This window comes from Streptomyces orinoci, from assembly GCF_003121295.1.
Classification (GTDB): domain Bacteria; phylum Actinomycetota; class Actinomycetes; order Streptomycetales; family Streptomycetaceae; genus Streptomyces; species Streptomyces orinoci.
Window position 1 is genome coordinate 411,357 of record NZ_PHNC01000006.1, and the last position, 23,563, is coordinate 434,919.

Below are 23,563 nucleotides of genomic sequence, written 5' to 3' on the forward strand. Positions count from 1 at the left end.
AAGGCATTCAGCCGCTCGGAGTGTTCTGTTCTGTTCCGTTCCAAGGAGTAGCAACACCATGATGAGCCACCAGCCTCAGTGGCAGCAGAACGCCAACCGCGACTCACAGATCGTGGACCCCGTGGTCATGATCCAGGAGCTGTCGCGCTTCAAACCCCTGCGCACCACGCGCATCGACTACGCCCTGGTCTTCACCACGGCCCAGGGCGGGTTCGACACCTTTCTGCCGCCGCGCCGCCCGAGCCGCACCGAACTGGCCACTCGTCGCTGGACCAGCGTCTACGAGGTGGACATGGGGCTCCACGACGCGGCAGCCGTGCTGGCGCTGCCCAGCAGCAACGACGCCTTCCTCTTCGAGGTATCCCTGAACTTCAGCTGGCAGGTGCTGGATCCCGCCCTCTTCGTCGCCGGCGGGGAACGCCATGTGCCCGCGATGGTGCAGCGGCTTGTCGAGAATGCCGTACGGCCCGTGCTGAGCCGGTATGCCATGGCAGACAGCGCGGCGGCGGAGCGGGAAGCCCAGCAGGCGCTCGCCGCTGCCGGAGAACTCGGCGCGGCGGTCGGCCTGCAGGTCCGGTACGGGATCCGGATCCGCCGGGACGAGGCCACGCTCGAACACGAACGGCAGCTGCGCGAGCTGGAGTTCGCGCGAAAGAAGCTTGAGCCCCAGCATGCCCTGCTGATGCGCGAGGACGAACTGACCGCGGAGCGAGCACTCGCCCAGGGCCGGCAGCAGCACCGGATCGAGTTGCAGAACCAGAACCTCACTCATGAGCGGCAACTGCTGCGTGGGCGGCAGGAACTGGAACTGCATGAGATCGAGGCCCAGAAGATCCGGTACTACGCGTACTACCTGGAGCAGGGCGGGCCCACCGCAATGGCCTTCGAGCTTGCCAAGCGTCCGGAGGACACCCGGCTCATCATGGAAAACCTCCGTGAGGACCAACTGCGCATCATGCAGGGCCAGATGCAGATCGTCCTGCAGGCACTCGGCGGGGGCCCCGGTGGCCTTGAGGAACACCAGCTGGACGAACCGCGCAGGATGGCGGTGAACCTGGCCAAGCAGTTTCTCAGCGCCAAGCGTCCTCCCTCGCTGCCCGACCATCTGTCCGCGGTCGAGGCCGTCGAGGCCCCGGCCGACGCCCCGGCTTCCGACGACACGCCCGAGGCACCGGCGCAGCAGGCGCAGGACGGGACCGAACTGCCGGCCGCCCCTCGGGACAACCCGGTCCCGCCCAGCGCAGGCCCCGTTTTCGGGTACCGGACCCCGAACACTCCCTCGGGCCCATGACGACCGGCGCTCCGGAGCCCACCGCGGGGACACCGGCAGTCGCATCACAAACGGCCGAGCGCCTTCTGGCGGAGCTGCGCCAGGAGGCCGCCCGGGCGGACACCAAGAGCTCCGTCCTGGTGGCCGCACAGGCCATGGCCACGTCCGTACTCGTCGGAGTGCTCACCACCCGGAGCTGGCGTCCGGCGTCGCTTTCGGCCGTCGGGCAGGTGATGTGGTGGGCCGGCACCGCCTGCTTCTTCGCTTCGCTGCTCACGCTGCTGATGACGGTGATTCCGCGCTACCGGTCGCACGGTTGGCAACCCGGCCTGCCGCTCACCCACTTCGCGGACATCCATAGTGCGGCGAGTTACGGGCCTGCGGCGCTGCGAGAGGCGCTGCGCCAAACGGAGCGGGCTCCCGCGCCCGCGCTCCTGTCGGCGCTCGCGGAGAACAGCCGGATCGTCGCCGGCAAGTACGGGTGGCTGCGCATGAGCATGGCCGGTTTCACCGCGGCGATGGTGCTGCTGCCCGTCGCGCTCCTCATCGGCTGACGCCGGGCACTTGGACAAGACCTCGGAATCAGGAGACATACGCCATGTCCGACCAGGGCCGCACCGAGACACAGGGGCCTTCGCCTCTCCCGCCGAAGGTGCCGCCTCCATATCCGCCGATGCCGACGCCGGCGGGATCGCCTCCGCCGTACCCGGGTGAGGAAGTGCCTCCGGCCTGCCCCGACGAGGCGGTGCCTCCGCCATACCCGGGCGAGGGGCCGCCTTCCTACCCGGTTGAGGTGACGCCTCCGGCATATCCGGGTGAGATGGCTCCGCCACCGTACCCAGACCGTGTGACGCCTCCGCCTTACCCGGGTGACGGGCCACCGGCCTACCCCGGCGAGGCTGCACCGCCGGCCTGCCCTGCGGAGGGAACAACGGCGCCCGGAAACCGCCCCGTTGAGGCACCTAAGGGCAGCGAGGCCGTGACCGGAGCCCAGACAGCACCAGCCGGGCACACCGCGCCGAAAGCACCCACTCCACTGCTCCCACCCCTCCCACCCGCCCCACCCTCCCCACCCGCGGGCGCGATCGACCATGACGACCTGGCGCTGCAGTCGGGGCGCAGGCATCTGAAGGCACATCAGCGCGGAGTGGACGGCGCAGCTTTCTCACAACTGGTGGTGACGCTTCCGATCGCCCTGATCAGCCTCTCCGTGGTCGCGTTCACCTTCTCCCTGATCAACCCCGGCCTAGGGCTGTTCATGGCTATCGCATGGCTGCTCTCAGGCCCCTTGATCTTCCATCGCTCGGTGGAAGCGGCCATCGCACAACGTCTGTTGGGCATGCGGCAGCCCACACCTCAAGAAGCGGCACGGCTGTGGACAGTGTGGGAGCAGGTGACACGCCGCGCCGGCGTAAACCAGGGCACCTATGTGCTGTGGGTCCAGGAACGTGCCGAACTGAACGCAACGGCGGCAGCCGGCCACATCGTCGCCGTCACCCGGCACGCCATGGACCGCCTGCCCAACTCACAACTGGCGGCCGTCCTCGCCCATGAACTGGGCCACCACGTAGGCGGACACACCTGGGCGGCCATGCTCGCCGACTGGTACGCGCTGCCCGCCAGGACGGTGGGGCGATGGATCTTTGCCGGCCTGACCGGCCTCCTGAAGTCGAGAAACGTAGTAGGTGTCTCCTGCGGAGGCTGCCTGTCGCTGTTCATCCTCTGGTTTCTGTACGTGTACACCTTCGAGGCGTCGATGTGGTGGCTGGTGCTGCCCGTCATGGCGGCCCCTCTGTTCATCACCTGGCTGCACCGCCGCGCCGAACACCGAGCGGACGACTATGCCGCGGGCCTCGGCTTCGGCACCCAGCTCATGTCGGTCCTCGCCGCAGAACACCAGGCCCAGGCGGGCCCGGGCATGCACCCACCGGGGACGCCCCCGCAGAGCGACCACCCAGCGGTGAGGGGCGCCCACACGAACTTCGAGGCCCGGCTGCGGCACTTGCAGCGGGTGGAAGCGGGGCGCCGCTGACAGGCGGAAAATCCCATTCTGGTGGGCCTTGCCGTTTACCCCGGGCTTAACCTACGGTGCCGTAACCTACGGATCCGTAGGTAAGATCATTCCCACCGCCAGGAGCTGTCCGTGACCATCACCCCCCTCCGTCATCACGCCCGGGCTGTGTGGGGTGACACCCGACTGCTGTGCGCGCTCGAAGAGGTCGTCGAGGCCGAGCTCAACCGGCATCTGAAGGCGGCCAAGGAGTGGATGCCGCACGAGTACGTGCCGTGGAGCGACGGGCGGAACTTCGACGGGGTAATGGGCGGCGAGGCATGGGCGCCCGAGCAGTCCAAGGTCAGTGACATCGCGCGGACCGCCCTCGTCGTCAACCTGCTGACCGAGGACAACCTCCCCAGCTACCACCACGAGATCGCCTCGCTCTTCGGTCGCGACGGCGCCTGGGGCACCTGGGTGCACCGCTGGACTGCGGAGGAGGGCCGGCACGGCATCGTGATGCGGGACTACCTGCTCACCTCGCGCGCCGTGGACCCGGTCGCGCTGGAGCGGTTCCGCATGCAGCACATGTCGGAGGGCTTCGAATCCGACAACCGGCACAGCATGCTGCACTCGGTCGCGTACGTGGCCTTCCAGGAGCTCGCCACCCGCATCTCGCACCGGAACACCGGCCACCACTCCGGCGACCCCGTCTGCGACCGCATGCTCGCCCGCATCGCCACGGACGAAAACCTGCACATGGTCTTCTACCGCAATCTGCTGGGCAAGGCCTTCGAGCTGGCCCCCGACCAGACCATGACCGCGGTCCGCGACGTCGTGGTCGGCTTCCGGATGCCCGGCCACGGCATCCCCGGCTTCGAGCGGGCCGCCGCGCAGATGGCCATCGGCGGGATCTACAACTTGCGCATCCACCACGACGATGTGCTCCAGCCCGTGCTGCGCCACCTCAAGGTCCTGGAGATCGCCGGCCTCGGCCCGGACGGCCTGCGCGCCCAAGAGGAACTGGGCCTGTTCATGGGCGGTCTGAACGCCGAGGCCACCAAGTTCGACGAGCGGCGCGAAGCCCTGCTTGCCCGCCGCGCCGCCCGCGCACAGCGCGGCTGACAGCGCGCCGAGGGCGCCTCCGGGAAGTCCCGGGGCGCCCTCGGCGTTCAACGGCCGGTCAGCAGTCCCACCCGGTGGGCGAGGACGGCCGCCTGGACGCGGTCGCGCAGGCGGAGCAGCTCCGCGGGGGCGCGCCCGGATGGCGGTCGTCATGGACTCTCGAGCCGGGCTGCCAGAGCCTCGGGAAGGGTGTCCCGGTTCGCTTGGGTCACTTGGATGAGTTCGATGCCGGCGCGCTGCTTGAGGGCGTCGGTGAACGGGTCGCTCTTCGCGTGGACCGTGGCGACGATGTCGATCTCAGATGTGAACAGGCACCGGACGGTGTCCTGGAAGGCGGTGCACGCCAGCTCCATTCGACCGAGCTCGTCGATCAGTACGAGCTCCCCGGGGACCGGTTGCGTCGCCGCCGACCTGAGCGGCGGCAGTGCGAGCCGTTCCATGACGCCGAGGTCAACGCCGTACCGGCCCACCCGCGGTGGGCCCGGGAAGTCCACATCGGCCAGCACGGCTCGCAGACCGCCCGCCAGCGGTTCCAGCGCGAATCCGGTCCGGGTGCCGCCTTGCCGGATCTCCTCCGTGGTGAAGCCGACAGCCTTGCGCGTGTGCAGCAGCGCGGCCAGTCGGCGGACGACGGTCGTCTTGCCCACGCCGGGCCGCCCCTCGAGCAGGATTCTCGTCGGCATCTGGTGCTCCGTATCAGGTCCGTCCTACGAGGTTCCCGGTGCGCCCGTCGGCGTAGGCGGCCAATCAGGTGTTGTGCACATCTGGTCCGGTGCCGACCGGGCTGTTGCGGGTAGAGCCGCGCGCATGACCGGAATTGAACTCATGAGCACGGCGTTCAACGACCATGGGGCGATCCCTCGACGCCACAGCGGGGAGGGCGATGACGTCTCGCCACCTCTGGCCTGGTCGGGGGTGCCGGACAGTACATCGGAGTTGGTCCTGCTCTGCGAGGACCCTGATGCCCCGGGAGGGTCGTTCCTGCACTGGCTGGTGACCGGGATCGATCCGCGGAGTTCTGGCGCGGCGGAGGGGAAGCCACCTCCCGGCGGCCAGGAGTGGCCCAACGGATTCGGACGACTGGGCTGGGGCGGTCCGATGCCTCCGCCGGGGCATGGGGCACACCGCTACTTCTTCCACCTGTGGGCCGTGTCGGAATCGCTTCCCTTGCACGGCAAACCAACGGTCGATGCAGTGCATCGCGCCGTGAAAGGCGGAGAGCTGGCGAGCGGCAGGCTGGTGGGCACTTACCAGCGCTGAGTCTGCCCTTGTGGCCGTGGCCGTCACGGCGCACGATCCCCTTGCGCCGGGCGCGATTAGCCACAGCAGGTATGCGCGGCCCCTACGGCAATAGGAATTCGCCCGCTCAACAGCGGTCGGCCAACACGCGCATCAGGGGCATCCGAGCGCTCGGACGCCCCTGAGCCGCTTCCGGCCGGACGGATCTCCGACGGGCGCCTCAGCCTTCGTGATCCCCGTTTTGATAACTCAGCTGTTGGGACGGAGAGTCCACACCACGGTCATCTCACCCGTGACCGCCTCGTCCTCACGCTGAATGGCAATGCTCACCGGAAACTCCGGCCGCTGCCCCGCGTCGAGTTCCGCGATGACCTCGGCAATCGGCCGTCCCAGCGTGGCCGTTGCCGTCACCACACCCTTGGCGACCTTCTTGTAACCGATCTCGGCCCGTACCGCCAACGGCACCGCCCGCGAAAGCTGGTCACCGAACGCGGCGAGCACAATGGCACCGCTGGCCGACTCGGCCAAGGTGAACATCGCGCCCGCATGCGGCCCCGCGATGTGATTGTGGAAGTCCGGCTGGTCCGGCAGCCGGAGCACCGCACGCTCCGGAGAGACCTCCAGGAACTCCAGGTTCAGGGTGCGCACCATCGGCACCGTGGCAGCCAGCATCTCGCCGATCGACGGGTTCTCAACAGTCATGGCCGCGATGTTACCCACGAGTAGAGTCGCTGGCCATCCCCTTGTACCAGGGGCACGGTCGGCGGCCGCCCCCAGGCCCCTTATCGTTATCGGCCATGTGGCCAGGACAGCAGCCCGCCAACGGGGGCGAGCACAACCCGCAGCAACCCAACCCGTATCAGCAGCCGGGTTACCCGCAGCAGCCGAATCCCTACCAGCAGCCGAACCCCTACGCCCAGCAGTGGACGCCGCCGCCCCAGCCTCCGCAGAGCGGCGGCGACGGAGGCGGCGGCAACAAGCGCACCACGGTGATCGCGATTACCGCGGCCCTGGCGGTGGTGGTGGCGGCCGGGATCACCGGGTGGATGGTGCTCAAGGGGGACGGCAAGAAGACCGAGGCCAAGGACGACCCCAAGCCCTCGGCCACCGCCACCGCCAGTCCCACGCCGGGCCCGAGCCAGTCCGAGGACAATCCGCGCTCCGCCGGCGGCGAGGAGAAGCCGGTGATCGACGGCTGGAAGGTCGTGGTCAACCCCACCCATCACGACGCCTTTGATGTGCCCTCGGACTGGAAGGTGCTGCCGCCGGACACCGAGTTCGGCCAGGAGGACCAGCTTCACAAGCCCGACAAGGACTCCTTCGGCCCCAAGCCGGTCGCGGTGATGGGAGCGCCCGCGACCTACCGGGACGGCAGCTGCCAGAAGAACAGCACCCCCGCCGCCACCGGGACCAAGGGTGCCCAGGGCGCCAAGGACGAGGGCAATGCCGCCGAGACCGAGGCGCTCAACTGGGTCTGGGCCGTTTTCGACCAGCACAAGACCGGCAAGTTCAGCAAGACCGATGCCAAGCCGTTCAAGAGTGATCACGGTCTGACCGGTTATTCCGCGTCCGCCACCGTCACCGGCGTCAAGAAGGACGGCAAGTGTGACACCGACGGCAAGGCGTACACGGTCTCCTACAAGGACGTCACCGGCGACTACGGCGTCTGGGTCCTCTACAGCGCCACCGGCACCAAGGACGAGGTACCGGAGGACACCATCAAGAAGATCATGAGCACCCTGCGCCCGCTCAAGCAGTCCGAGTGAGCGCGGCAGCCGCCCTCACCCCACGCTGAAGGCCCCGCCCGGCGGTTCCGGTGAGCCCGTGGCCCGCGCGTCGCTCACCGGCTTCGCCCCGCCGATGAAGCGGGCCAGGGCCGCGCCGTGTTCCACCCGGGCGGGGAAGGCGTCACCGGCGGTGCGCCGGGACAGCTCGGCCAGCGGGAGTCCGGTGTGCGAGGCGAGCAGCACCGCGTTGCCGAAGCGGCGGCCGCGCAGCACCGGCGCCTCGGCGATCAGGCAGAGGTGGGCGAACTCGGCGGCGAAGTTGGCCAGTTGGGCGCGGAGGAAGTCAAAGGGCGCGCTGTCCGCGAGGTTTGCCGCGTAGTGGCCGCCGGGCCGCAGTACCCGGGCGGCCTGCCGTGCGTACTCCAGCGAGGCCAGATGGGCGGGCACCCGGGAGCCGCCGAAGACATCCGCCACGATCACATCGGCCCCGGCGTCGGGAGCGGCCTCCAGGGCCGCGCGGGCGTCCTCGATATGTACCTCGATCCCGCAGTCCACGGGCAGCGGGAGGTGCTCGGCGACCAGGGCCGCCAGCCCCCGGTCGGCCTCCACCACCAGCTGGCGGGAGCCGGGGCGGGTGGCGGCCAGATAGCGGGGCAGGGTGAGGGCGCCACCGCCCAGGTGCAGGACGTCCAGCGGCTGCCCCGGCTCGGCGGCCGCGTCCAGGATGTGGCCGATCCGCCGCGCGTACTCGAACTCCAGCTGGGTGGGATCGTCCAGGTCCACATAGGACTGGGGCGCGTCATCCACGGTCAGCAGCCAGGCCCGGTCCCGGTCGATATCGGGCATCAGCTTGGCGGTGCCCTGATCGACGTCACGGGTCACGGGTATCGGTTGGTCCACTCCCCCATTGTGCCCACGGTGCCCACCGCCACCGTCCGCCCGCCCTCGCGCAGAACCAGGCGCCCGCCGGGCTCCAGGGGCACCGGGCGGTCCAGGCAGACCGTCGCCGCCACCTCCTCGCCGGGCCGCGCCGTCCCGCCGGGCCCCAGGTCCAGCACACCGGTGACCTCCGCGGTGCCCAGGTGGCACCGAGGCCGGTAGCCGCTGTACAGCGGGGTACGGCGGCCCCCGCACGACGGCGGCGGCAGCCGCAGCCGGGCGGTGAACAGCTGGCCCACCGGGACCGTGCCGGGCGCGGCCAGCGCCTCCCCGCGCCGTATCCACCGCGCCCCGGGCAGCAGCAGTCCCACCTGGTCACCGGCCTGGGCGCTCGCCATGGGCTTGCCGAAGGTCTCCAGACCCGCGACCCGGACGGCCTCGCCCGTACCCGAGGCGCACACCCGCTCCCCCGGCCGTACCGTGCCGCGCACCACCACCCCGGTGGCCACCGTGCCCCGGCCGGGTACGGTCAGTACCCGCTGCACGGGAAGCCGGAAGGGCGCGTCGGTGTAGCGCACCGGCACCGGCACACAGGTGTCGATCGCGTCCAGCAGTGCCTCCACCGCGCCGGTCCAGCGGGGTTCGCCGCGCAGCGCGCCCTTGGCGCAGACCCGTACCACCGGAGTCGGCGCGCCGGGATAGCCATGGGCGAGGAGCAGCTCCCGCACCGCCGCCTCCGCCCGGCCCGGGTCGGCGTCCCCGGCCCCGGTCAGGGCGACGACCAGGTGCTCCACGCCCAAGTGGCGGGCCAGCAACAGATGTTGGGCCGTCTGCGGCCGCACTCCGTCCGGGGCCGCGACCACCACGATGGCCGCGTCCAGCGTGGCCATCGCCGTGATCAGACGGCCTAGGCGGGCGGGGTGTCCGGGCAGGTCCGTATGGGCGTAGTGCCGGGTCCCGGTCTCGTACTCCATGACGGGCGCGGCAGCTCCCGGGCCGGCCACGGCATTGCCCCGCGGCGGCCACCCCAGCACCTGGGCGATGGCGGCGGTGAGCGTGGTCTTGCCATGGCCATGGGCGCCCAGGGTGCCGATATTGAGGTGGGGCTTGGTCCGCGCGTACCCCTGCCCGGGCAGGCCGCCGCTCCGGCCGGCGGCAGCCCTTGGCACGCCCATGAGCAGGGGCGTCGTCGCAGCGGTGAACGGCCGGCACATGGCTGCGATGCTCGCTCACCGCATCCCGCCCGTCGAACGGTTTTCACCCCCGCGCCTCCCGGACGCCCAGTGCACGGAACCCTTACCGGGGAGGCGCGATTCCGGCACGGAAATCCGCCGCCGAACGTTTACGCGCTCCCGCCGAGCGAGGTGGGAAGCCGTGCTTCGGCGCGCCCCCTCGCCCCGTCCAAAGATCACACCGTCACATCTCCGGGTCGGTTACGCTCCTTCGGTGCTCGATTCCGCAGTGCCCTCCCCCGGCCCCGCAGAGCGCTGCGTACGTATGCTGCTGTCCCCCTGGTCCCGTCTGGCACTGCTGATAGCGCTGCTGGTGGCGGCGGTGACCACGGTGCTGGCCTGCCATCCCGAGCGGCTGCTGACCGACGGACTGTCCACCCGGACCCCTGGGGTGACCTCGCTGACGGTGTTCACCCTGGCCTATGGGCTGTGCACGGCGGCCTTTGTCCCCCGGCCGGTGATCAGCCTGGCGGCGGGCACCCTCTTCGGCACCGTGGCCGGCACCCCGGCGGCGGTGGCGGGCACGGTGCTGGGCTCGGCGCTCTCCTTCGGCCTGGGGCGGCTGCTGGGCCAGCGGGCGCTGCGGCCGTTGCTGCGTGGCCGGTGGCTGACGGCGGCCGACCGGCAGCTGAGCCGGCATGGCTTCCGCTCCATGCTGGCGCTGCGCCTCCTGCCCGGGGTGCCCTTCGCGGCGACCAGCTATTGCGCGGCCGTCTCCCGGGTGGGCTGGTCGCCCTTCCTGCTGGCGACGGGGCTGGGCAGCGCGCCCAACACCATGGCCTATGTGATCGCCGGCAGCCATGCCTCCTCGCCCACCTCGCCCGCGTTCCTCGCGGCCACGGCCTTTCTGGCAGTGACCGGAGCGGCGGCGGTGCTGGTGGCCTGGCGTCGGCGGGGGCGGCGGGCGCCACTGGCTCCGGGGCGACGGACGTTCCTGCCCCGTGGGCGGCGGGCAGGGTCCAACGGGCCTTGCTCGGCGGGCGATTGACCGCCGGCGGCGGAAAACGGCCTGGCGCTACGGTGAGTTGAGGGGCGGGTGCTTCAACGGCACATACTCCGCACAGCAGAAGACCGCCGATTTCGGACGGTCCCCCGCGCCGCCCGAAACCAGCGGACATACCGGAGCCCGCCCCGCACAGCGGACAGGACAACCAGCACCCTGCTGAGTATATTGGCCCGGAGCCAGTCAACGCAGGAGTTACAGCATGGTCCCGCGCAGCGCGTCGGTCAATGAGGAGTTGCGCCGCCGGTCCCGCGAACGGCTTCTGCAGGCGACCGTCGAGCTGGTGGGCGAGCGCGGCTATGAGGCCACCACCTTGGCGGACATCGCCGACCGGGCGGGTGCCGCCCGTGGCCTGGTCTCCTACTACTTCCCCGGCAAGCGGCAGTTGCTCCAGTCGGCCGTGCACCGCCTGATGCACCGGGAACTGTCCGCCGGGCTCAACCGGGAACCGGCCACCGAGAACGGCCGGGAACTGCTGGCGCGGGCCATCGATGTGATTCTGGGCCTGGCCCGGGACCACCCCCGCCTGATGCGCACCCATATGGCCGGAATCCTCACCGCCGAAGGCTTTATCCAGTGCCCCGAGCAGCAGCGGCTGGCTTCCCTGCTGCGTGACACCGTGACCCGCTATGGGTCCACCGATCCGGAGACCGACTACCGCCTGCTGCGGGCGCTGCTGATGGGCGCGGTGGTGGCGGTGCTGGTGCCGGGCGCGCCGATGCCCATGGAGCGGCTGCGGGCCGAGCTGTTCCAGCGCTATGGGCTGGAGTGGACGCTGGGGATGCCGCCGGGCGCGGAGCCCGCGCCGCCCGGGGTCTGACGCCGCGGCCGCCAAGGCCGCCGCCCCCGCCTCCGGACCGCCGGGTGTCCGAACGTACGGCTGCCGCGCCACGGCGGTGGTGCGATGCTGGACGCAACCGCCGGAAGGAGATCCTCCGTGCTTCGCGTCGCAGTCGTGGGATCGGGGCCGAGCGGCGTCTTCACCGCCCAGGCCCTGGTGGGCCAGGAGAGCCTGCCGGACGTCCGGGTGGATGTGCTGGACCGGCTGCCCTGCCCCTATGGGCTGGTCCGGTACGGGGTGGCGCCCGACCACGAGAAGATCAAGTCGCTGCAGAACACCTTGCGCACCGCCCTGGAGCATCCCCGGATCACCTTCCTGGGCAATGTCCCGGTGGGCGAGGGACCGTCCGCGGTGACTCCCGGGCGGCTGCGCGAGCTGTACCACGCGGTGGTCTACTGCGTGGGCGCGGCCTCCGCCCGCCGGCTGGGCATTCCCGGCGAGGATCTGCCGGGCAGCTTTTCGGCCACCGACTTCGTTTCCTGGTACAGCGCCCACCCGGACGCCGCCCCCGGCGGCTTCGAACTGCCCGCGCGTTCCGCCGTGGTGATCGGGATGGGCAATGTGGCGGTGGACGTGGCCCGGGTGCTGGCCCGCGGGGCGGAGGAGCTGCGCGCCACGGATGTGCCGCACCGGGCACTGGCGGCGCTGGCCGAGAGCCGGGTGACGGACATTCATATGGTGGGCCGGCGCGGCCCCGCCCAGGCCAGGTTCACCACCAAGGAGCTGCGTGAACTGGGTGCGCTGCCGGGGGCGGAGACGGTGGTACGGGCCCACGAGGCGGAGCCGGACCCCGCCTGGCGGGACCCCTCGGCGCTGCCCGCGGCCGCCCGGCGCAATGTGGAGGTGCTCCGGGACTGGGCACAGCGGCCGCCCCTGGGCCGTGGCCGCCGGATCCATCTGCGGTTCTTTCTGCGGCCCGTGGCACTGCTGGGCGAGGACGCGGTGCGCGCGGTGCGCTTCGAGCGGACCGAGCCGGACGGGCGCGGCGGGGTGCGGGGCACCGGGCGGTTCGAGGAGATCGAGGCACAGCTGGTGCTGCGCTCGGTGGGCTACCGGGGGGTGCCCCTGCCCGGGCTGCCCTTCGACGCCGGCAGCGGTACGGTCCCGCATCTGGCGGGCCGGGTGCTGCGGGCGGGGGTGCCCTCGCCCGGCGAGTATGTGGCGGGCTGGATCAAGCGCGGCCCCACCGGGGTGATCGGCACCAACCGGCCGTGCGCCAAGGAGACCGTGCTCTCCCTGCTGGCCGATGCCCAACTTCTGCTGGCCCGTGGGGCGTTGGACGATCCACGGGACCGGCTGCGGGCGCTGGGGCTGGACCCGGTGGAGTGGCCGGGCTGGCTGGGCATCCAGGCTGCGGAGGCAGCGCTGGGCCGGCGGCTGGGGCGCGAGAAGGTCAAGATCCCTGACTGGGAAGGGCTGTTGAGCGCGGCCCGGGCAGCCGGCTGAGTCCCGCCCCTGGCCGGGGTTCGTAGCGAGGTGGCCAAAGCCACTAGAGTGACGCCCCGTGGCTGGACGTCCTTTGCATGAAATCGTTGAAGCGGGCTGGGCCAAGGCGCTGGAGCCGGTCGCCGGGCGGATCGCCGCCATGGGCGACTTCCTGCGCGCCGAGATCGCGGCGGGCCGTACCTATCTGCCCTCGGGCGCCCATGTGCTGCGCGCCTTCCAGCAGCCCTTCGACGAGGTGCGGGTGCTGATCGTCGGTCAGGACCCGTACCCCACCCCCGGGCACGCGGTGGGCCTGAGCTTCTCGGTGGCGCCGGAGGTACGGCCGCTGCCCGGGAGCCTGGAGAACATATACCGGGAGCTGCACAGCGATCTGGGGCTGCCCAGGCCGTCCAACGGTGATCTGACCCCCTGGACCCGGCAGGGCGTGCTGCTGCTCAACCGGGCGCTGACCACCGCCCCGCGCAAGCCCGCCGCCCACCGGGGCAAGGGCTGGGAGGAGGTCACCGAGCAGGCGATCCGGGCGCTGGTCGCCCGGGGGCGGCCGCTGGTGGCCATCCTGTGGGGGCGCGACGCCCGTAATCTGCGGCCGCTGCTGGGCCAGGTGCCGTGTGTGGAGTCCGCGCATCCCTCGCCCATGTCGGCCGATCGCGGCTTCTTCGGGTCGCGGCCGTTCAGCCGGGCCAATGAGCTTTTGACGCGTCAGGGTTCGGCGCCGGTGGACTGGCGGCTGCCCTGACCGCCGGAGGCGCCCCGTCGGAGGCTCCCCCAGCGGTAAAGTCCCCCCATGGGGGCAGGTACAACAACCGGACAGGTGCTGGCAGTTGACTCCGGCGGCTCGGGGATCCGGGTCGCGCTGGCGCCGGTGGACGCCGGGGCGCCCGCGCTGACCTGGTCGTCACTGTCACCGGTACGTACCGGTGAGCGGGGCGTGGACGCCCGGAGCCTGCTGGCGCGGGTGCTGCCCGCGGCCCGTGAGCTGCTGCGGCAGGCGGGCGCCGAGGAGTGCCGGGCGGCCTGTGTGGGGGCGGCCGGGATGGCCACTCTGGGCGGTGACCTGCGCACGGTGCTGCCCGGGGCGCTCCGCGCCGAGCTGGGCGTACGCCGCCTGGCGCTGGCCTCCGACGCGGTGACGGCCTATGCGGGCGCCCTGGACCAGCGCCCCGGCGCCGTGGTGGCCGGGGGCACCGGACTGGTGGCGCTGGGCACCGATCTGCGGCCGGGATCCGGCTGGCGCAAGGCGGATGGCTGGGGGCATCTGCTCGGCGACTGCGGCGGCGGTGCCTGGATCGGCCGGGCCGGACTGGAGGCGGCGCTGCGGGCGCATGACGGGCGGCGCGGCGGTTCGGCGGCGCTGCTGGCCCGGGCCGAGGCCCGCTTCGGTCCGGCGGCCGGGCTGCCGGGCCGGCTCTACCCGCGTACGGACCGGCCGGCCTTTCTGGCCTCCTTCGCCCCCGAGGTCGCCCGCTGCGCGGTGGAATGCCCCGCGGCGCGGGAGATCCTGCGGGCGGCCGCCCGGCGGATCGCCGAGGCGGCGGCAGCCGTCTGCCCCCGCCCCATGGCGGGCGAGGCAAGCCAAGTGGCACTGACCGGGGGGCTGTTCAAGCTGGGCGCGGCACTGCACCGTCCACTCAAGGAAGAATTGCAAAAGCAACTGCCTTATGCGCGGCTGGTGGACAGCGCCGGGGCTCCTCTGGACGGCGCGCTGCGGGTGGCGGCGGCCCTGGTGACGGGCCGTCTGCTGCTGCCCGTGGACTCGGCACTTCTCACCGTCATCGCCTGAACACACACTCTGCCGATCGGATAAAACTCCGAATAAAATCGGCCAGAGGCCGTCCGGTAACCCCCACCCGAACGGCCGAGCCCTCGGAGCGACTAACATGCGGCGCCATGAGCTCCTCCACTGGACCGGCCTCCGGCCTGCCTGTACGAATGCCCCGTCCCCGCCAGCCCGGGCGGCACCGGAGGCCGGAGCCCGCGAGTGCGCCGGCGGGTGCGCCCCCGCTCGTTCTGGCGGTGCCCGGCGCGCCCGACCCGGCCACGCGCCGTCTCTCCGAGGAGATCCTCAGCATCACCCGCTCCGAGCTGCCCGGCCTGGACGCGCGGATCGGCTATGTGGACGCCCAGGGGGACGCCGAGGGCTACCCGGCGCTGGACGCGGTGCTCGGCTACGCGGCCGCCCAGCACACCGCCCGCATCGAGCGGGCCCGCCAGGCGGCGGCCGAGGCCGATCCGGAGGCCCCCGCCGCCACCTGGGCGGACGGACCGGCCGCGGTGGTGGTGCCGCTGCTGGCGGGGCCGGACAGCGCGGTATTGCGCCGGATACGCCAGTCGGTGGTCAGCAGCGGCTCGGCCTTCGAGCTGACCGACACCCTGGGCCCGCACCCGCTGCTGGCGGAGGCCCTGCACGTCCGCCTCTCCGAGGCCGGTCTGGCCCGCGCCGACCGGGCCCGTCTGTTCACAGTCGCAACTGCCGCGGACGGCATCGTGCTGGCGACCGTGGGGGGCGCCGAGGCGGTACAGGCGGCGGGCATCACGGGCATGCTGCTGTCCGCGCGTCTGGCGGTGCCGGTGCTGGCGGCGGCCCTGGACGAGGACGGCGCGATCACCCGGGCCGCCGAGCAGCTGCGCGAGTCCGGCTCCCGCAGCCTGGCCCTGGCCCCCTGCCTGATCGGCCCGGAGGCCGATGAGGCGCTGCCGTCCATGGCCGCCAAGGAGGCGGGCTGCGCGGCCGCCGAGCCGCTGGGGGCGTATCCCGCGATCGGCAAGCTGGTGCTGGCCCAGTACGCGACGCTGCTGGGCATCACGCTGCCGTCCGCTCAGGCAGCGGCCGGCCGCTGAGCGCCGTCGCTGCGGTGAGAAGCCCGGTGAGGACCCCGGGGGCGCCCGCCCCCGGGCCCGTTTCCGTGCTTGCCCCACGGGCCGGATCCGGCTGACCGTCTCCCACGGCGGAGCCGCGAGTCCTGCCGCCCCACACCCCCTGCGGGGCGGCCGCCTCAGCCGAAGACCACGCAGGACGCGGCGGGCATCGCCAGCGAGCCCGCGCGTCGGGGCACCCCTGTGCCGGGGTCCACGGTGAACCGGGTGATGTCACCGGAGCGTTCGTTCGCCGCGTACAGCAGGTGCCCGTCCGGGTGGGCGGCCAGATGGCGCGGCCAGTGCCCGCCGCAGTCCACCTCCGCGCGGAATTCCGGCCGGTCACCGGAGGGGTCCAGGGCGAACGTCACGATGCTGTCCCGGCCCCGGTTGGCCACCCACAGGAAGCGGCCGTCGGCCGAGATCACCGGCGTGGACGGGAAGTTCTCCACGCCGGACCCCGGCGGCACCACCGGCACCTCCGCCAGCGGCCGAAGCGTGCCGTCTCCAGCGTCCCACCGGCAGACGGTGAGCACGGACTCCAGCTCACCCAGGACATAGGCCCGCCGGCCGCCGGGGTGGAACACCAGCTGCCGGGGCCCCATGCCCGGCCGCAGCCTCGTCTCACGCGGCGCGCCGGGCGCGCCGGTGACCGGGTCGAGCGGGTAGCCGGACACCGAGTCCGTACCCAGGTCCACCGCCAGCAGCCAGCCGCCGGAGGGGTCGGGCACCACCGCATGGGCGTGCGGGCCCTCCTGCCGCCCGCTCACCGGACCCCTTCCCCGGTGGGCGAGGACCGCCGAGGGTCCGCCCAGGGTGCCGTCGGCCCGTAACGGCAGAGCACTGACGCTGCCCGAGCCGTAGTTGGCGGTGAACAGGTGCCCGGCGCACAGGGCGAGATGGGTGGGGGCGTCACCGCGCACCGGCACCGGCGCCGCGAGGGGCGTGGGGCTCAGCGGGTCGGCGAGGGAGAAGGCGGCCACGGATCCGTCGGCCGTCTCGCTCACCGCATAGAGGGCGCCGGGGCCGGCCGTCAGGAAGGAGGGGTTGGCGACCGCATCGGTGGCGTGCACGGGCGTCAGCGCGCCGGTACGGGCATCCAGCCGTGCCGTGGTCAGGCCGGGACCGCCCGCCTCGGTGAAGGAGCCGAGGTACGCCCGGTTGCCGCTCATCGAAGCCGCCGCCCTCCGTTGTCGCTGGGGCGAGGTTACCGGCCCCGGCCGGGCCTGCGGAAAGCACCTGCACGACCGCGTCTCCGCGAACCCACGTGACCGGGCCTTGCGCGAAGCGGGCGCGCGACCGGGCCTGCGCGAAGCGCCGGCGCAACCGGGCAAAGCCCGCAAGACCGGGCCTGCGCAAAGCACCCGCGCAACCGGGCCTCCGCGACGCCCGCCCGTCAGCCCCCGCGACACCCGTGCGGTCGGCCCCGCGACACCCGCCCCCTCAGCCCTCCGCCAAACCCCCGCGCGCCCCGCCCCGCAGCGGTGCCGCCAGTGAGGCCAGGGCGGCCTCCAGATCGTGCAGATGGGCCAGCGCCCGCTCGGTGCCGACGTGGTGGACCAGGACCCGCTCGGCACCAGCCTGCTGGGCCAACGCCCGCCCGGCACCGGGGCCGGCCTGGCCGGCCATCGCCCCGTCCGCCGCCGCACCGGCGGCGCTCTCACCCGCCGCCGGGCCGACCCCGTTCTCCCCCGGCGCCGCCAGTTCCAGCAGTGCGCTCTCCACCCGTCGGCAGGCGGCGATCAGCCGGGTGTCGTGCGAGGCCTCCGGGTCGGCGGCGACCTCGGCCAGGCCGCGCGCCTGCCGGGCGCAGTCGTCGAGGTGGGCCAGTACCTGGCGGGCCCGTTCCCGGCGTGCCCGCAGCGGGCTCAGCGGGTGCAGCAGCGGGGCCAGCGAGACACGTACCCGGGCCAGCAGCAGTTCCAGCTCGGCCACCTGCGGGGCGGGGTCCGCCGCGTGGTCCCCGGCCAGCCGGCGCGCGGACTGCGCCGTGCACTCCCGTACGGCCAGCAGAGCACGCCGCACCCAGTCGTCGGTGGCCGAATGGGTGGTGACCGGCAGCACCACGGCCACCGCCAGCGCGGCGGCCGCCGCGCCCACCAGGGTCTGCTCCAGGCGCAGGGCCAGCAGCCCGGGGTGCAGCACGCCCAGCAGCCCGTAGAGCAGTCCGGCCATCAGCGTGACGAAGAACATCATCCAGCTGTAGGACGGCGCGGCGGTGTAGAAGATGCCGAAGACGCAGGCCGCCACCAGCACCACGGTCGGCACCGGGGCGCCGTGCAGCGGCACCGCCACCAGCAGTCCCGCCGCTATGCCCAGCACCGTGCCCAGCACCCGGCGGAAGCCCCGGACCAGGGTTTCGCCGCGGGAGGCGGTGTTGACGAAGATCCACCAGGCGGCGCCCACCGCCCAGTACCAGCGCTCGCCGGAGACGGCCTGCCCCACGGCCAGTGCCAGGGCGCAGGCGAAGGCGGCCTGGAAGGACTGCCGGGTGGTGGGCCGGGCCAGGCCACGGGCCGGAGACGGGGCGGGCTGGGCGGGCGGCGGGGTGCGCCGCTCGATGCACCACAGGCCGAAGCGGACCAGCGAGGACACCGCCAGGGCCAGCGCCACGGCCGCGTAGAGCTCGGCCAGCTCGCCGGGGCGGGCGCGCAGGAACTGGGTGGCGAAGAACATCATGAAGGCGAACACCCCGAGCGCATGCCCCCGGGCGCCCCAGCGCCGGGCGTACACCCCGCAGAACACCACCGCCACAAAGGCGGCGTCGCGCTCCAGCGGGCGGGCGTGCAGCCCGGTGGCCAGGGCGAGTACGGGCAGGCCGACGGCAGGCAGCAGCGCGGTGGTGACCGCCTGCCGCGCCACGGTGGGATCGGCCACGGTGAAGAGGGCGAGCATGCCCGCCAGGCCGCCCAGGATGGCGGCGGGCAGCGGCAGTCCGGCCAGCAGACAGGCGGCCACCGCCAGGCTCACCCCGAGCACGGCACGGGCGGAGGCGCGCAGCCGCACCCGGCCCGGGTCCGGAGCCGTGAACATCCTCTTCACAGAGCCGTCTCCCCCTTTCCTTGGCGCCTATGGCTCCCCGGCACATAAGGCACCTGGCATGACATGACATGACATGGCGTTGCGTGCCATGCCACGCCATGCCGTGACATGGATGGCATGACAAAGGCGCTGCGGGGTCGGGATCCGGCTTCCTCGCCGTCCGACGCAGCATCGCAACGCCATGGATGGGAGAAGGAAAGCATCCGCCGCACCGCTGGCTCAACTGTTCCTGCGAAGACTGAGCCATTGGTACAGTGATCAACCCTGTTCCAGGACCAAGAGGGAGCCGTTGGCCCATGGCTGTGGACGCACTGGACGCCAGGATCCTCACTCTGCTGCTGGAGCGGCCGCGCACCAGCGTGCGGGAGTACGCCCGGCTGCTGGGCATCGCCCGGGGCACCCTCCAGGCCCGGCTGGACCGGCTGGAGCGGGAGGGAGTGATCACCGGCACCGGACCCAGGCTGTCGCCCGCCGCGCTGGGGCACCCGGTGTTGGCCTTCGTCCATATCGAGGTGACCCAGGGGCACCTCGATCCGGTGGCGGACGCGCTCGGCGGGGTGCCGGAGATCCTGGAGGCCTTCTCCATCACCGGCGGCGGGGACCTGATGGCCCGGGTGGCGGCGCGTGACGCGGCGCATCTGGAGGATGTGATCCAGCAGCTGGTGCGGATGCCGGGGGTGGTGCGCACCCGGACCGAGATGGTGCTGCGCGAGCGGGTCCCGTACCGGATGGTGCCGCTGGTGGAGGCGGTGGGCCGGGCCGGCGACAAGCGCGGCTCCTGACGCGGACGTTGCCCCGGCGGTTCCCGTCCCTGGGTCAAATCCCTGGCAAGCAAGCGGATTTCATGCCCTCTACCGCCTACTCCTGCGCCCGGAAAGGGAACTGAGGCGATGGATTCTCACCGGTACCCGGGGCCATGGGAGTATCGGCTGGTTCCTCCGACAGGCGGGGGAACCAGCATGAAGCATGAAAAGGAGTGACATGCAGCGATATGGGGCCAGACCGGTCCGCCGGTGGGGGCTGGCGCTGACCGCGTCCGCCGCCGCCCTGGCGGTGGCCATACCGGCGGCCACGGCCGAGGCGGCCACCGGTCCGTCGGGCATCGCCGCCAAGGGCGCGTTCCTGCTGGACAGCGGCGCCAACCGGCAGCTGTGGGGCAAGTCGGCCGACATCCAGCGGCAGATGGCCAGCACCACCAAGATCATGACGGCGGTCACCGTCCTGGAGACCCGGGGCGTCAACCTCAACCGCCAGGTCACCATCAAGCAGTCGTACCGCGACTATGTCGAGCGCACCGGCGCCAGCACCGCCGATCTGCGCACCGGCGACAAGATGACGGTGCGCCAGCTGCTCTACGGCCTGATGCTGCCGTCCGGCTGTGACGCGGCCTATGCGCTCGCCGACACCTTCGGCAGCGGCTCCACCGAGGCTGCGCGCACCAAGTCGTTCGTTTCCAAGATGAACAAGAAGGCCGCCGAACTGGGCCTGAAGAAGACCCATTACGACTCCTTCGACGGCATATCCGACAAGGGGGACAACCACACCACCCCGCGCGACCTGGCCAAGCTGGCCCGGCGCGCCATGACCAACCCGGCCTTCACCACGGTCGTCAAGACGACCAGCACCCGGCAGAAGGCCACCAACCGCAACCGCACCTACACCTGGTACAACACCAACAAGCTGCTCGGCTCCTACAAGGGCGCCATCGGCATCAAGACCGGCACCGGCACCGCGGCCGGCCCCTGCCTGGTCTTCGCCGCGCAGCGCGGCAAGCGCACGGTGATCGGCGTCATCCTCAATGACCCGGTCCAGCGCTACCCGGACGCGGTGAAGATGCTGGACTGGGCCTTCGACACCAAGTCCAGCGTAAAAATGCGCCGGCTCCCCGCCGTCGCCCAGAAGGACTGACCTCCCCCCGCGGAGCCGGTCCCTCCCCTTTCGGCCCTGAACAGGCACCGCCCTGCTCAGGGCCTTTTGCATCAGCGGGCCGCCCGCCCCACCCGGTCGAGCGAGGGCTCAACACACCCGCCAGGCGCCCAGCGCCCAACCCCGTCACCCCAGGAAACTCAGCCGAACCTGCCGCTCGGGATTGTCCACATTGGTGTCCACCAGACACACCGACTGCCAGGTGCCCAGCGCCAGCCGCCCCCCGATCACCGGCAGGGTGGCATGCGGCGGCACCAGTGCCGGGAGGACATGGTCCCGGCCATGGCCGGGGCTGCCGTGGCGGTGACGCCAGCGGTCGTCGGCGGGGAGCAGATCATGCAGCGCGGACAGCAGGTCATCGTCGCTGCCGGCCCCGGTCTCCAGCACCGCGACCCCGGCCGTGGCATGCGGGACGAAGACATTGAGCAGCCCATCCCGGCCGTCGGCCGTCTCCCGCAGAAACGCCTCGCAGTGCCGGGTCAGGTCATGGACCGTCTCGGCGGATCCGGTGGTGATGTCGAGTACCCGTGTGTGGAAGGTGTCGCTCATGCCGCCATTGTCATACGGGCGAGTGGCGGGTGGCTTCGCGGATCACCAGGGGTAGCCCTTGAGTACGGTTCCTGGAAGGGAGTACGGACGATGACCATGGGTTCCACGCCGGCACCGGCCCCCGCGGTCGAGGTGGCCCGGGAGTTCTGGGACCGGCTCCCCTTTGACGTCCGCGGCGAGGAATACCGGGCGGACCCCTACCGCTTCCAGGAACGGCTGCGCGAGCGGGGGCCGGTGCTGCGGCTGGCCGCGGAAGTGGTGGTGGTCACCGGCTACCGGGAGTGCCAGGCGGTGCTGGGCGATGAGCGCTTCGGCTTCGGGCGGCTGAACACCGGCGCCCAGTCCTTTCTGATGGTGGATCCGCCCGAGCACCGGCGGCTGCGCACCCGGATCGCCGCACCGTTCACCGCCCGGGCGGTGGAGCGGCTGCGCCCGGCCATCGGACACCGGGTGGCCGGGCTGCTGGCCGGGGTGGACCGCTCCGGGGAGGTCGATGTCATCGCCGGGCTGGGCGAACCGCTGGCCCTGGATGTGATCTGTGCCCTGGTGGGGGTCCCGGTCGGCGAACGCGGCCAGTGGCTTCAGGCGCTGTCCCTGATGGCCACCGGCTTCGACCCGGAGGCCCTGCGTTCCACCGCGGTCAATGACCAAGTGCACGGCGCCCGGCTGGACTTCGCCCGCTATCTGCGCGGCCTGATCGAGCAGCGCCGCGCCGCACCGGCGGGCGACCTGGTCAGCGCCCTGGTGCTGCCGGGCGCCGATGGATCGGCGCTGACCACCGAGCAAGTGATCACTGCTGTGGGGCAGTTGGTGGCCGCGGGGTACGAACCGGCGGTCGATCTGATCGCCAACGGGCTGTATGCGCTGCTGAATCACCCCGAGCAGTTGCGATGGCTACGGGAGCGTCCGGAGCGCATCCCGGCGGCGGTGGAGGAGTTGCTGCGCTATGACCCGCCGATCCAGCTACTCACCCGGGTGGCGCTGCGCGACGCCGCCATCGGGGAGCTGCCGGTGGCCGAGGGCACGGTGGTGGGGCTGCTGCCCGGGGCCGCCAACCGCGACCCCCGCCTGCACCCCGAGCCGCACCGGCTGGATGTGACCAGGGCGCCCCAGCATCTGTCGCTGGGCTGGGGCGAGCACTTCTGCCTGGGCGCCAAGCTGGTGCGGGTCCAGGCGGAGGCGATGCTGGGCGCCCTGGTGCGGTGCGAGCCGGTGGCCACGGGTGAACCGGTGCGCCTTAAGCCGACGCTGATCAGCCGGGGGCTGGAGCGGCTGCCGGTGGTGCTCACCGCCGGGCCGGCGGAGGGTGGTCACTGGCTCTGAGCCCGGCGGCGCCCGGGGTTCGGGTTTCCGGCTCTGCGCCCGGCGGCGCCCAGGGTTCGGATTTTCAGGCTCCGAGATCGGCGCCGTCCGGTGTTCGCCTTTCAGGCCCTGAGCCCGGCCGCGCAACGGCGGCCGGGTTTCAGGTACGGGCCGTCAGGTGTCAGTACGGGCCGTCAGGGGCCGGTCGCGCCCGGCCCCCTTGAGGCCCAGCCGGCGCACACACCGCTGGGCCAGGTCCCCGATGGTGGCGCTGTTGATGATCTCCACGGCGGGCAGGTTGCAGCCCAGCCGCCGGTGGATCGCCGTCATCAGCTCCGCGCCCATCAGGGAGTCCAGGCCGAGCTGGGCCAACGGCCGGTCGGCGGCCAGGCGTTCGGGGGCGGTCTGCAGGATGCCGGCCAGGATCTCCACCAGGACGCCGGTCACCGCGGCCAGCGCCTCCTCGGGGGTGGCCCGGGCCAGCAGCAGCGCCAGCTCGCGCTCGGCCGCCCCCTCCCCCTCCTCCCCCTCCGGCCGGACCAGGGCGAAGCGGGGGGCGGCGACCGCGCCGCTGCCGTGCCGGACCTGGGCCCAGTCGATCCCGGCCAGTGTCGCCACCCCGCCGGCCCCCTCGGCCAGCAGCTCCTCCAGGGCGTCCAGGGCCCGTGCGGCGGGAACCGGGACCAGCCCGATGCGTGTCATAAAGGCGTCCAGCCGGTTGCGTGCCACATGCCCGGCGTCGCCCAGCGCCCCCCAGGCCACCGCCAGGCCCGGCAGCCCCGCCCGGCGGCGGGCCCGTACCAGGGCCTCCAGCATCAGGTTGGCGGCCGCGTAGTTGGCCTGGTTCTGGTTGCCGAACAGGGCGGAGACCGAGGAGTAGAGCACAAAGAAGTCCAGCCGCCGGTTCCTGGTGAGCCGGTCAAGCAGCAGCGCTCCCCCGGCCTTGGGGTCCAGACAGCGGCGCAGTGCCGCCTCGTCCAGGCCGGCCAGCGGACGGTCGTCGAAGACCGCCGCGGCGTGCACAATGCCGCGCAGCGGGTGGTCCTCGGTGTCCACCGAGGCCAGCAGCGCGGTCATGGCGGGCTCGTCGGCCACGTCAACGGCATGGGCGGTGGCGGTGACGCCGAGGCGGTTGA

At 72.2% G+C, this 23,563-nt stretch carries 23 protein-coding genes; 15 read left to right on the plus strand and 8 right to left on the minus strand.

What is annotated here, in order from left to right; genetic code table 11:
* Window positions 1–61: 61 nt before the first annotated feature.
* From CV755_RS03790 to CV755_RS03805, 4 genes are all read left to right on the plus strand, one after another.
* Entirely contained in the window at window positions 62–1,291 is a 1,230-nt protein-coding gene (locus tag CV755_RS03790; protein ID WP_161968582.1) for a PE-PGRS family protein, read from the plus strand.
* Window positions 1,288–1,824 carry a Pycsar system effector family protein gene (locus CV755_RS03795; RefSeq protein WP_109278665.1) on the plus strand — a complete coding sequence of 179 codons (537 nt, stop codon included), beginning with the start codon at window positions 1,288–1,290 and terminating at the stop codon, window positions 1,822–1,824. Before CV755_RS03790 ends, CV755_RS03795 begins: the two co-directional genes overlap by 4 nt.
* 593 nt (window positions 1,825–2,417) lie before the next feature.
* Window positions 2,418–3,302 (plus strand): M48 family metalloprotease, encoded by an 885-nt coding sequence (locus CV755_RS03800; RefSeq protein WP_161968583.1) that lies wholly within the window; start codon window positions 2,418–2,420, stop codon window positions 3,300–3,302.
* 111 nt (window positions 3,303–3,413) lie between these two features.
* Entirely contained in the window at window positions 3,414–4,388 is a 975-nt protein-coding gene (locus CV755_RS03805; RefSeq protein ID WP_109278667.1) for an acyl-ACP desaturase, read from the plus strand.
* 149 nt (window positions 4,389–4,537) lie between these two features.
* Here the strand turns inward: CV755_RS03805 and CV755_RS03810 are convergent, their stop codons facing one another.
* Window positions 4,538–5,071, minus strand: a complete 534-nt coding sequence (locus CV755_RS03810; RefSeq protein ID WP_109278668.1) for a nucleoside-triphosphatase — start codon at window positions 5,069–5,071, stop codon at window positions 4,538–4,540.
* A gap of 124 nt (window positions 5,072–5,195) precedes the next feature.
* Between CV755_RS03810 and CV755_RS03815 the strand changes: the two genes are divergently transcribed.
* Window positions 5,196–5,648 carry a YbhB/YbcL family Raf kinase inhibitor-like protein gene (locus tag CV755_RS03815; protein WP_109278669.1) on the plus strand — a complete coding sequence of 151 codons (453 nt, stop codon included), beginning with the start codon at window positions 5,196–5,198 and terminating at the stop codon, window positions 5,646–5,648.
* A gap of 228 nt (window positions 5,649–5,876) precedes the next feature.
* On the opposite strand, the gene CV755_RS03820 is transcribed toward CV755_RS03815, so the two are convergent.
* The gene (locus CV755_RS03820; protein ID WP_109278724.1) at window positions 5,877–6,329 is read right to left on the minus strand and encodes a DUF4442 domain-containing protein; all 453 of its coding nucleotides are present in this window, start codon (window positions 6,327–6,329) and stop codon (window positions 5,877–5,879) included.
* 95 nt (window positions 6,330–6,424) lie between these two features.
* On the opposite strand from CV755_RS03820, the gene CV755_RS03825 reads away from it, so the two are divergent.
* Complete coding sequence (locus CV755_RS03825) at window positions 6,425–7,393, plus strand: DUF8017 domain-containing protein (RefSeq protein WP_109278670.1); 969 nt, start codon at window positions 6,425–6,427, stop codon at window positions 7,391–7,393.
* A gap of 15 nt (window positions 7,394–7,408) precedes the next feature.
* Here CV755_RS03825 and CV755_RS03830 read toward each other — a convergent pair whose 3' ends face one another.
* Window positions 7,409–8,254 carry a spermidine synthase gene (locus tag CV755_RS03830; RefSeq protein ID WP_109278671.1) on the minus strand — a complete coding sequence of 282 codons (846 nt, stop codon included), beginning with the start codon at window positions 8,252–8,254 and terminating at the stop codon, window positions 7,409–7,411.
* Window positions 8,233–9,369, minus strand: coding sequence for a GTP-binding protein (locus CV755_RS03835; protein WP_109278725.1), 1,137 nt, complete (start codon window positions 9,367–9,369; stop codon window positions 8,233–8,235). Before CV755_RS03835 ends, CV755_RS03830 begins: the two co-directional genes overlap by 22 nt.
* Before the next feature lie 310 nt (window positions 9,370–9,679).
* Between CV755_RS03835 and CV755_RS03840 the strand changes: the two genes are divergently transcribed.
* The 6 genes from CV755_RS03840 to CV755_RS03865 all read left to right on the plus strand — a co-directional run bounded on the left by CV755_RS03840 (window position 9,680) and on the right by CV755_RS03865 (window position 15,593).
* Window positions 9,680–10,453 carry a TVP38/TMEM64 family protein gene (locus CV755_RS03840; RefSeq protein ID WP_422070500.1) on the plus strand — a complete coding sequence of 258 codons (774 nt, stop codon included), beginning with the start codon at window positions 9,680–9,682 and terminating at the stop codon, window positions 10,451–10,453.
* A gap of 217 nt (window positions 10,454–10,670) precedes the next feature.
* Window positions 10,671–11,288 (plus strand): TetR/AcrR family transcriptional regulator, encoded by a 618-nt coding sequence (locus tag CV755_RS03845; protein WP_109278673.1) that lies wholly within the window; start codon window positions 10,671–10,673, stop codon window positions 11,286–11,288.
* 117 nt (window positions 11,289–11,405) lie between these two features.
* Window positions 11,406–12,755, plus strand: coding sequence for an FAD-dependent oxidoreductase (locus CV755_RS03850; protein ID WP_109278674.1), 1,350 nt, complete (start codon window positions 11,406–11,408; stop codon window positions 12,753–12,755).
* Window positions 12,756–12,813: 58 nt separating this feature from the next.
* Entirely contained in the window at window positions 12,814–13,491 is a 678-nt protein-coding gene (locus CV755_RS03855; RefSeq protein WP_109278675.1) for a uracil-DNA glycosylase, read from the plus strand.
* A 48-nt stretch (window positions 13,492–13,539) separates the two neighbouring features.
* The gene (locus tag CV755_RS03860) at window positions 13,540–14,535 is read left to right on the plus strand and encodes an N-acetylglucosamine kinase (RefSeq protein WP_109278676.1); all 996 of its coding nucleotides are present in this window, start codon (window positions 13,540–13,542) and stop codon (window positions 14,533–14,535) included.
* A gap of 107 nt (window positions 14,536–14,642) precedes the next feature.
* The gene (locus CV755_RS03865; protein WP_109278677.1) at window positions 14,643–15,593 is read left to right on the plus strand and encodes a sirohydrochlorin chelatase; all 951 of its coding nucleotides are present in this window, start codon (window positions 14,643–14,645) and stop codon (window positions 15,591–15,593) included.
* 155 nt (window positions 15,594–15,748) lie between these two features.
* Here CV755_RS03865 and CV755_RS03870 read toward each other — a convergent pair whose 3' ends face one another.
* Both CV755_RS03870 and CV755_RS03875 read right to left on the minus strand, forming a co-directional pair.
* Entirely contained in the window at window positions 15,749–16,780 is a 1,032-nt protein-coding gene (locus CV755_RS03870) for a lactonase family protein (protein WP_109278678.1), read from the minus strand.
* A gap of 271 nt (window positions 16,781–17,051) precedes the next feature.
* On the minus strand, window positions 17,052–18,641 hold the full coding sequence (locus tag CV755_RS03875; protein ID WP_109278679.1) for an FUSC family protein: 1,590 nt from the start codon (window positions 18,639–18,641) through the stop codon (window positions 17,052–17,054).
* Window positions 18,642–18,946: 305 nt separating this feature from the next.
* Here CV755_RS03875 and CV755_RS03880 point away from each other — a divergent pair, with 305 nt between their 5' ends.
* Window positions 18,947–19,432 (plus strand): Lrp/AsnC family transcriptional regulator, encoded by a 486-nt coding sequence (locus CV755_RS03880; protein ID WP_109278680.1) that lies wholly within the window; start codon window positions 18,947–18,949, stop codon window positions 19,430–19,432.
* A gap of 199 nt (window positions 19,433–19,631) precedes the next feature.
* A complete protein-coding gene (locus tag CV755_RS03885; RefSeq protein ID WP_109278681.1) occupies window positions 19,632–20,558 on the plus strand; it encodes a D-alanyl-D-alanine carboxypeptidase family protein in 927 nt (308 codons plus the stop codon).
* Window positions 20,559–20,702: 144 nt separating this feature from the next.
* Here the strand turns inward: CV755_RS03885 and CV755_RS03890 are convergent, their stop codons facing one another.
* Window positions 20,703–21,125 carry a secondary thiamine-phosphate synthase enzyme YjbQ gene (locus tag CV755_RS03890; protein ID WP_109278682.1) on the minus strand — a complete coding sequence of 141 codons (423 nt, stop codon included), beginning with the start codon at window positions 21,123–21,125 and terminating at the stop codon, window positions 20,703–20,705.
* Window positions 21,126–21,215: 90 nt separating this feature from the next.
* Here CV755_RS03890 and CV755_RS03895 point away from each other — a divergent pair, with 90 nt between their 5' ends.
* Entirely contained in the window at window positions 21,216–22,448 is a 1,233-nt protein-coding gene (locus CV755_RS03895) for a cytochrome P450 (RefSeq protein WP_109278683.1), read from the plus strand.
* Window positions 22,449–22,601: 153 nt separating this feature from the next.
* Here the strand turns inward: CV755_RS03895 and CV755_RS03900 are convergent.
* Window positions 22,602–23,563, minus strand: a 962-nt coding sequence (locus CV755_RS03900; RefSeq protein WP_153068570.1) for a beta-ketoacyl reductase, incomplete at its 5' end; no start/stop codon positions are given.

Bases quoted from the DNA above. Each gene is read 5' to 3' on its own strand.
- CV755_RS03790 (WP_161968582.1), top strand. From the start codon at position 62: ATGAGCCACCAGCCTCAGTGGCAGCAGAACGCCAACCGCGACTCACAG.
- CV755_RS03795 (WP_109278665.1), top strand. From the start codon at position 1,288: ATGACGACCGGCGCTCCGGAGCCCACCGCGGGGACACCGGCAGTCGCA.
- CV755_RS03810 (WP_109278668.1), bottom strand. From the start codon at position 5,071: ATGCCGACGAGAATCCTGCTCGAGGGGCGGCCCGGCGTGGGCAAGACG.
- CV755_RS03815 (WP_109278669.1), top strand. From the start codon at position 5,196: ATGACCGGAATTGAACTCATGAGCACGGCGTTCAACGACCATGGGGCG.
- CV755_RS03820 (WP_109278724.1), bottom strand. From the start codon at position 6,329: ATGACTGTTGAGAACCCGTCGATCGGCGAGATGCTGGCTGCCACGGTG.
- CV755_RS03825 (WP_109278670.1), top strand. From the start codon at position 6,425: ATGTGGCCAGGACAGCAGCCCGCCAACGGGGGCGAGCACAACCCGCAG.
- CV755_RS03845 (WP_109278673.1), top strand. From the start codon at position 10,671: ATGGTCCCGCGCAGCGCGTCGGTCAATGAGGAGTTGCGCCGCCGGTCC.
- CV755_RS03860 (WP_109278676.1), top strand. From the start codon at position 13,540: ATGGGGGCAGGTACAACAACCGGACAGGTGCTGGCAGTTGACTCCGGC.
- CV755_RS03865 (WP_109278677.1), top strand. From the start codon at position 14,643: ATGAGCTCCTCCACTGGACCGGCCTCCGGCCTGCCTGTACGAATGCCC.
- CV755_RS03870 (WP_109278678.1), bottom strand. From the start codon at position 16,780: ATGAGCGGCAACCGGGCGTACCTCGGCTCCTTCACCGAGGCGGGCGGT.
- CV755_RS03875 (WP_109278679.1), bottom strand. From the start codon at position 18,641: ATGTTCACGGCTCCGGACCCGGGCCGGGTGCGGCTGCGCGCCTCCGCC.
- CV755_RS03880 (WP_109278680.1), top strand. From the start codon at position 18,947: ATGGCTGTGGACGCACTGGACGCCAGGATCCTCACTCTGCTGCTGGAG.
- CV755_RS03885 (WP_109278681.1), top strand. From the start codon at position 19,632: ATGCAGCGATATGGGGCCAGACCGGTCCGCCGGTGGGGGCTGGCGCTG.
- CV755_RS03890 (WP_109278682.1), bottom strand. From the start codon at position 21,125: ATGAGCGACACCTTCCACACACGGGTACTCGACATCACCACCGGATCC.
- CV755_RS03895 (WP_109278683.1), top strand. From the start codon at position 21,216: ATGACCATGGGTTCCACGCCGGCACCGGCCCCCGCGGTCGAGGTGGCC.